This window comes from Vibrio sp. V42_P2S4T144 (assembly GCF_009904715.1).
Classification (GTDB): Bacteria; Pseudomonadota; Gammaproteobacteria; order Enterobacterales; family Vibrionaceae; genus Vibrio; species Vibrio alginolyticus.
Genome location: NZ_WXWS01000506.1, coordinates 1 through 6,760, shown reverse-complemented (window position 1 = coordinate 6,760; position 6,760 = coordinate 1). Strand labels below are relative to the sequence as shown.

The 6,760-nt window shown below is 45.1% G+C and carries 10 protein-coding genes; 1 reads left to right on the top strand and 9 read right to left on the bottom strand.

Annotated elements, in window-relative coordinates:
- The coding region (locus tag CAG68_RS16755) for a metallopeptidase TldD-related protein (RefSeq protein WP_237667891.1) at positions 1 to 191 on the top strand (191 nt) is incomplete at its 5' end.
- A 64-nt stretch (positions 192 to 255) separates the two neighbouring features.
- On the opposite strand, the gene mgtE is transcribed toward CAG68_RS16755, so the two are convergent.
- The 9 genes from mgtE to lptC all read right to left on the bottom strand — a co-directional run.
- Positions 256 to 1,614, bottom strand: a complete 1,359-nt coding sequence (gene mgtE / locus CAG68_RS16750) for a magnesium transporter (RefSeq protein WP_005381121.1) — start codon at positions 1,612 to 1,614, stop codon at positions 256 to 258.
- Between the two features lie 148 nt (positions 1,615 to 1,762).
- Positions 1,763 to 2,038 (bottom strand): HPr family phosphocarrier protein, encoded by a 276-nt coding sequence (locus CAG68_RS16745; RefSeq protein ID WP_005381120.1) that lies wholly within the window; start codon positions 2,036 to 2,038, stop codon positions 1,763 to 1,765.
- A 2-nt stretch (positions 2,039 to 2,040) separates the two neighbouring features.
- Positions 2,041 to 2,904 (bottom strand): RNase adapter RapZ, encoded by an 864-nt coding sequence (gene rapZ / locus CAG68_RS16740; RefSeq protein WP_054577138.1) that lies wholly within the window; start codon positions 2,902 to 2,904, stop codon positions 2,041 to 2,043.
- 14 nt (positions 2,905 to 2,918) lie between these two features.
- On the bottom strand, positions 2,919 to 3,365 hold the full coding sequence (ptsN, locus tag CAG68_RS16735; protein WP_005381116.1) for a PTS IIA-like nitrogen regulatory protein PtsN: 447 nt from the start codon (positions 3,363 to 3,365) through the stop codon (positions 2,919 to 2,921).
- Between the two features lie 2 nt (positions 3,366 to 3,367).
- A complete protein-coding gene (gene hpf / locus CAG68_RS16730) occupies positions 3,368 to 3,655 on the bottom strand; it encodes a ribosome hibernation promoting factor (protein WP_005381114.1) in 288 nt (95 codons plus the stop codon).
- A 24-nt stretch (positions 3,656 to 3,679) separates the two neighbouring features.
- Positions 3,680 to 5,149 carry an RNA polymerase factor sigma-54 gene (locus tag CAG68_RS16725; protein WP_086047054.1) on the bottom strand — a complete coding sequence of 490 codons (1,470 nt, stop codon included), beginning with the start codon at positions 5,147 to 5,149 and terminating at the stop codon, positions 3,680 to 3,682.
- Positions 5,150 to 5,199: 50 nt separating this feature from the next.
- Positions 5,200 to 5,925 (bottom strand): LPS export ABC transporter ATP-binding protein, encoded by a 726-nt coding sequence (lptB, locus tag CAG68_RS16720; RefSeq protein WP_005381111.1) that lies wholly within the window; start codon positions 5,923 to 5,925, stop codon positions 5,200 to 5,202.
- 1 nt (position 5,926) lies between these two features.
- Positions 5,927 to 6,421: a lipopolysaccharide transport periplasmic protein LptA gene (lptA, locus tag CAG68_RS16715; protein ID WP_005381109.1), complete on the bottom strand. Its 495-nt coding sequence runs from the start codon at positions 6,419 to 6,421 to the stop codon at positions 5,927 to 5,929.
- The coding region (lptC, locus tag CAG68_RS16710) for an LPS export ABC transporter periplasmic protein LptC (protein WP_161441391.1) at positions 6,402 to 6,760 on the bottom strand (359 nt) is incomplete at its 5' end. The genes lptA and lptC, both read right to left, overlap by 20 nt.

Genomic DNA, 6,760 nt, shown 5'->3' with positions numbered 1-6,760 from the left:
ACTCTCGCGGTGCCGCAGGCTTCTGGGTTGAGAATGGCGAAATCCAATACCCAGTATCAGAAATTACCATCGCAGGTAATCTAAAAGACATGTTCACCAAGATTGTGGCGGTTGGTAGTGATATTGAAACGCGCTCACAAATCCAAACGGGCTCTATCCTACTGGATACCATGAAAGTGGCGGGTGAATAAGCTTTTCTAGCAATTCAGAATCAAAAAAGCCTGATGTGTTCATCAGGCTTTTTCGTTTTTTCTGTTAGGTAATCAGTATTGTGGCAAGCCCTAAGAAGACAGATAAACCAATCACATCCGTCACCGTCGTTAATGCCATACCACCAGCTAAAGCAGGATCGATGTTCATTTTTTTCAATAGGATTGGAATCGTTACTCCTGCAATACCTGCGACCAATAAGTTGGTCAGCATGGCGGCGGAAATGATTCCTCCGAGCATCCAGTTACCTTTCCAAGCAACAACAATACCACCAATAATCAGCGCCCACATGATACCGTTGAGTAAGCCGATCGAAGCTTCTTTCATTAACAGTTCGCGTTTGTTTGAGTCACCGATATGACCAAGAGCAAGACCACGAATCACTAGTGCGACGGTTTGGTTACCAGCGACACCACCCATGGACGGAACAATCGTCATCAATACTGCAATGGCCGCCATTTGATCTAATGTGGCCTCAAACATATTAGAAACGGAAGCAGCAGCAAGGGCGGCTAATACGTTAGCGCCAAGCCAGATACTGCGTTTGCGAGCTGATTTTACAACAGGCGCGAAAGTATCTTCGTCATCGTCCATACCCGCCATACTCATCATCGAGTGTTCCGCGTCTTCACGAATAACGTCAACCACGTCATCGATGGTGATACGACCGACCAAATGCAAGTTTTCATCAACAACAGGTGCAGATACCCAATTACGGCGCTCGAACAGACTCGCAACATCTGAGTCGCTAGTATCGACGGTGATGGCCTCGTCCGCGTCTTCCATTACATCAATGATTTTTACGTCTGGCTGAGTGGTAATAAGCGTCGTGATCGGCAGTTCACCGATGAGCTTACTCTCTTCATCGATCACATACAGGGCATCCGTAGCTTCTGGAAGCTCGCCTTTCATACGTAGATAACGCAAAACTACGTCCACATCGACGTCACCACGAATTGTGATGACGTCGGTGTTCATCAGTCCACCCGCAGTGTCTTCTGGGTAGGATAGGGCGGTTTCGACCCGTAGACGGTCAGAGGAGTCCATTTGCGACAGGACTTCGCGTGACAGGTTGTCAGGCAAGCTACGCAGTACGTAAGCCACGTCATCGGTATCCATGCCTTCTGTCGCTTCTGCAAGCGCTTCTGGTGCCATTTTGGATACGAGGCTGTCTTTGACGTCTTCGTTCAGCTCGTCAAGGATTTCACCATAATCTTCAGGGTCGGTGAGTTGCCAAAGAACTTCACGGCTCTTACGTGGGGAGGCTTCTAAAAGGTGAGCGATATCCTCAGGTTCCATGTCCTGTAATTGACGACGAACATGGACGAAGCGGCCATTTTCTAGCGCTTCTGTGACTTCTTGGAGGGCTTGGTGAGCTTGGTCGAATTCAATTTGCTCTGCCATTCATTCCTCCCAATTCCTGATATTTACAATGCGTTGAATAATAACTTAATTCTAGGCGCCTTTTAATAACAACTTATGATACTAAGCAAATTTATTTATTAGGTCAGGGAAGAGAAAGATAATGGGAGGTAAGAAAAAAGCGAGTAAACTACTCGCCTTCATCAAATTTATCTTCGATCAAATGGCAAACGGCATCCAGTGCTTCTTCCGCTTGCCCACCCGTTGCGTGGATCGTGACGTATTGTCCTTGAGCGGACTCTAGCATTAACAGGCCCATTACGCTGTCTGCTGTGGCGGTTTTGTCTTCTTCATTGTCGATGGTGATGACCGCTTCAAAGCTCTGTGCCAGTTCGACCAGTTTGACTGCTGCACGAGCATGTAAGCCAAGGCGGTTTTGAATCAATACTTTACGACTTAACTCCACGGCTACTCCTTAGCGTTTTTCTCTAGTGAGGTATGGCGAATTTGTACTTGGTGTCCTTTGTTGGAGAAGTATTCACCGATTTGCTGAGTTAAGTACACCGAGCGGTGCTTACCACCAGTACAACCGATTGCAACGGTCAGGTAGCTGCGGTTGTTTTTCTCAAGCAGAGGTAACCAATTCTCTATAAAGCTTTCAATTTGATATTTCAAACTTAACACCGATTGGTGTTGCTCTAAAAATGCGGCGATAGGAGCATCCAGACCTGTAAGCGGGCGTAGTGCTGGTTCCCAATGTGGGTTAGGTAAGAAGCGAACGTCGAATACGTAATCGGCATCGGAAGGCAGGCCGTATTTAAAACCAAAAGACTCAAATACCATAACGAGCCCTTTGCGATCTCTGCCTTCAACGCGCATACGCACGGTTTCACTCAATTCATGCAAAGACTGCCCACTACTATTTAGGACCAGATCTGCATGCGCTTTGAGTGGCGTCAAAATTTGCTTCTCACGCTCGATGGCTTGATCGAGCGAGAGGGAGGTGCCACCTAAAGATAACGGGTGAATTCGGCGTGTTTCGCTGTAGCGTTTGAGTAGCGTTTCTTTATTAGCGTCCAAGAAAAGCACGGTCACATCAAGCTCAGTTTTTAACTGTTCTAGTGTACTCGTCAGTTCTTTTAGCTTTTTAGGAATATTACGAATATCAATGCTGACTGCAACATTCTGTTTGCTGTCAGCAACAGAATGAACAAATGCGTCCAGCAAGTTAACTGGCAGGTTATCAACACAGTAGTAACCTAAGTCTTCCAGTACACGAAGCGCAATACTTTTACCGGCACCTGAGTGCCCGCTAACAACGATTAGTCGCATGGAGTTAGTCCTGCTTATTGGTGAATCATGATGTCGTAAAGTTCTTCATCACTCTGAGCATTACGCAGTAGTTTTAATACTTGCTTATCGCTCAGACGTTCTGCCATAGAGGATAGAGTCTTGAGGTGCTCTTTGCACTGTTCTTCTGGTACAAGGAGCGCAAAAAGAAGATCGACAGGTCGATTGTCAATCGCATCAAATTCGATTGCTTCATCACATTGCAGTAAGACAGCAATGGCCTTGTCGCTTGATTGCATTCTCGCGTGAGGGATCGCAATACCGTTTCCGATACCGGTACTGCCCATTTTTTCTCTATTGAGCATGCATTCGAACAGCTCGGTAGAATCTTGGCCCGTTTGATCAGCCACGATACGGCTGATCATTTCAAGGGCGCGTTTTTTACTCGTGCAGTGGACCGCACTTTTGGTGCAGTCCAATGACAGTATTTCGCTCAGTTGCATGATTAATGACTGTTTAGTTTTTCTTTGTGCTTATTAAGTTGGCGAACCAATTTATCTACCAGCGAATCGATCGCGGCATACATATTTTCGTCATCGGCTGATGCGTGGATTTCGCCTTGATTTATGTGAAGCGTAGCTTCCGCGATTTGAGTAATTTTTTCAACTTTTAGTACAACATGCACTTGATTGATATGGTCGAAGAACCTTTCGAGCTTCTGAAACTTAGAATTTACATAGTCTTGCATTGAATCGGTAAGATCAACGTGATGGCCTTGAATATTGATTTGCATAGACTTTCCTTTTCAGTTAGTGCCTTATAATAGGCGTTTACGCTGACTTGAAGGGGCAATTCCCAAGGATTCGCGATATTTGGCTATCGTACGTCTTGCGACCTGAATCCCTTGGTCAGCCAGAAGAGCAGCAATCTTGCTATCACTCAGTGGTTTGGCAGTATTCTCTGCTGCGACCAGTTTTTTAATGAGTGCACGAATTGCTGTTGACGAACATTCTCCGCCGTTGTCAGTACTAACATGGCTAGAGAAGAAGTACTTCAATTCAAAAATACCACGTGGTGTATGCATAAACTTTTGCGTTGTTACACGAGAAATCGTGGATTCATGCATGTCCACAGCCAAAGCGACATCATTGAGTACCATTGGCTTCATGGCTTCCTCACCATACTCGAAGAAATCTTGTTGATGTTCAACAATACATCTTGCAACTTTGAGTAGCGTCTCGTTTCTACTCTCTAAGCTCTTAATTAACCATTTTGCCTCTTGCAAATTGCTGCGGATGTACTGGCTATCCGCGCTATTACCTTTGCCTAATTGAGCATATTGTTGATTTACTTTTAATTTTGGCACGCTATCCGGGTTTATAGAAACGGTCCATTTGCCATTGTCTTTAAAAACGGATACGTCTGGAATTACGTACTCGGTATCATCAGGAGTGATGCGACTACCTGGACGAGGATCTAACTGTTGGATAAGCTTTAAGACTTCACGAAGCTCGGCTTCTTTCAGCTTAGTCTCTTTGATGACGAGCTTGTAGTCTCGGTTGCCTAGGTGATCAATATGATCCGCAAGTATCATTTTGGCTTCAGCAAGCCACGGCGTGTCTTCTGGGAAGGTCGTCAGTTGCAGTAACAAACATTCTTGTAAGTTACGTGATGCAACTCCAAGAGGATCGAATTGTTGAATGCGTTTACGAACGGCTTCTACTTCGTCTAACTCTATCTCTTCATTATCGAAGCTCTCATGAATCTCTTCAGGCGACAAAGTTAAATAGCCGTAGTCGTCAACAGCGTCAATAATCGCTAATGCAATCGTGCGGTCGGTTTCACTGAATGGTGTTAGGTCAAGCTGCCACATGAGGTAATCATGTAACGATTCAGTGGTTTCGCCTTGGTAGACGGGCATATCATCATCAAGAGCTAAGCCAGTGCTACCAGTATTAGCGCTGTAGACGTCATCCCAAGTCGTGTCGATTTCAAGTTCAGAGCTAATTTCTGATTTCTCTATCACATCGGAGCTATCTGGAACGTCAATTTCTGTTGGTTCGCTAGCACTGTTGCTATCAGCAGCCTCGACCGCTGACTTATCTTCACCGTTTGCTAGAGGCTCGTCTTGGCCTTCTTCAACTTCCAATAATGGGTTTGAGTCCAACGCTTCTTGGATTTCTTGTTGAAGATCGAGTGTCGACAATTGCAATAAGCGAATCGCTTGCTGCAACTGTGGCGTCATGGCTAACTGCTGACCTAGCTTGAGTTGTAATGAAGGTTTCATTCAGTGTTACTTACCTTGTAATGCTCAGAATCTTACCGTTCCTAATATAATCATAGACGGAATTGTTCGCCGAGATAAACTTGTTTCACCTGTTCATTATTGAGAACTTCTGCCGGAGTTCCCGATGCAATTAGGTGCCCTTGGCTCACGATATAGGCTTTTTCACATACGTCCAGTGTTTCACGTACATTATGGTCAGTGATTAACACTCCGAGACCACGATCGCGCAGATGCTCAATGATTTTCTTGATGTCATTAACCGAAATTGGGTCAACACCAGCGAAAGGTTCATCCAATAAAATGAACTGAGGGTTGGCCGCTAAAGCTCGAGCGATTTCCACCCTGCGTCGCTCACCCCCTGATAGTGCCATACCAGCACTGGTTCTGATGTGCTGGATGTGGAATTCTTCCAACAAATCTTCCAGTTTATCTTGGCGCTCTTCCCTCGTCATTTCTTGACGAGTTTCAAGTACGGCCATGATGTTATCTTCTACTGAAAGCTTACGGAAAATCGACGCTTCTTGCGGAAGATAGCCAATGCCAAGGCGTGAACGGCTATGCATCGGTAAAATACTGATGTCATTGTCGTCAATGGTAATGGTGCCCTCATCACGAGGTACTAAGCCGACAATCATGTAAAACGAGGTGGTTTTACCCGCGCCGTTTGGACCGAGTAGCCCAACAATCTGACCAGATTCAACTTCTAAGCTAACATCAGTGACGACTTTGCGTTTTTTGTAGCTTTTCGCCAAGTTTTTCGCACTCAGTACTGCCATATTAGTTCTCTATCTGATTGGGTTGCAAAATGGTCGTAACGCGCTCTTCCTTAGAGCTATCTGCGACTAGCTTTTGTTTACCAATTTGGTAACGAATCGAAGAACCTTTGATGGTGTTGTTGTCTTGCGCCAGCTGCGCTTGACCTTTCATGGTCAGTTCGTCTGTAGAAATACGGTAATCCAGCTCCGTAGCTTGACCACTAAGTGTTTTACCATCGTCCATCAGCTGAGAAAACTTCGCAGGTTTACCAAATGCTTGAATCTGTTTAATTGCTTCGGTTTTAGGATCGCGAGTTACCACGATTCTATCAGCATCGATATTGATGCTCCCTTGCTTAAGAGATACATCGCCTTCAAAAACAACCTGGTTACTCTTCATATCCACCTGTTGGGTGTCAGAGTTTATGTAAACCGGCTGTTGAGTATCCGACTTGAGTGCCAGCGCTTGAGGCGCCGCCAATACCAGTGCCAGTAGGCTAAGGTGTAACGGTTTCATATCGACCTTGAACTTCATCTGTCAGAGTCGCAGTATGCTGTTTTAAGTTACCTTGCATTGCGCCTCCAGTAGTTTCAAATTGTGGTCCAACCAACATTACTTGTTGGTCAGCTTTAAAATCACGATTGGTTAGATTAATGACCAATTTGTCTGTTGCCATGGTATCAAAACTCGCACCAGGCAGAAGATTTTGCATTAAGACTTTGTCATATAAAGTCAAAACTTGGTCTTCATCTAACACTGCTCTTGTGGCAGTCACCTTCCATTCAATGACGCTACCTTCACGGTAAACCATCAAAGTCGGGTTATTAAAAATAGTATCTCCACTCTTAGCATAAT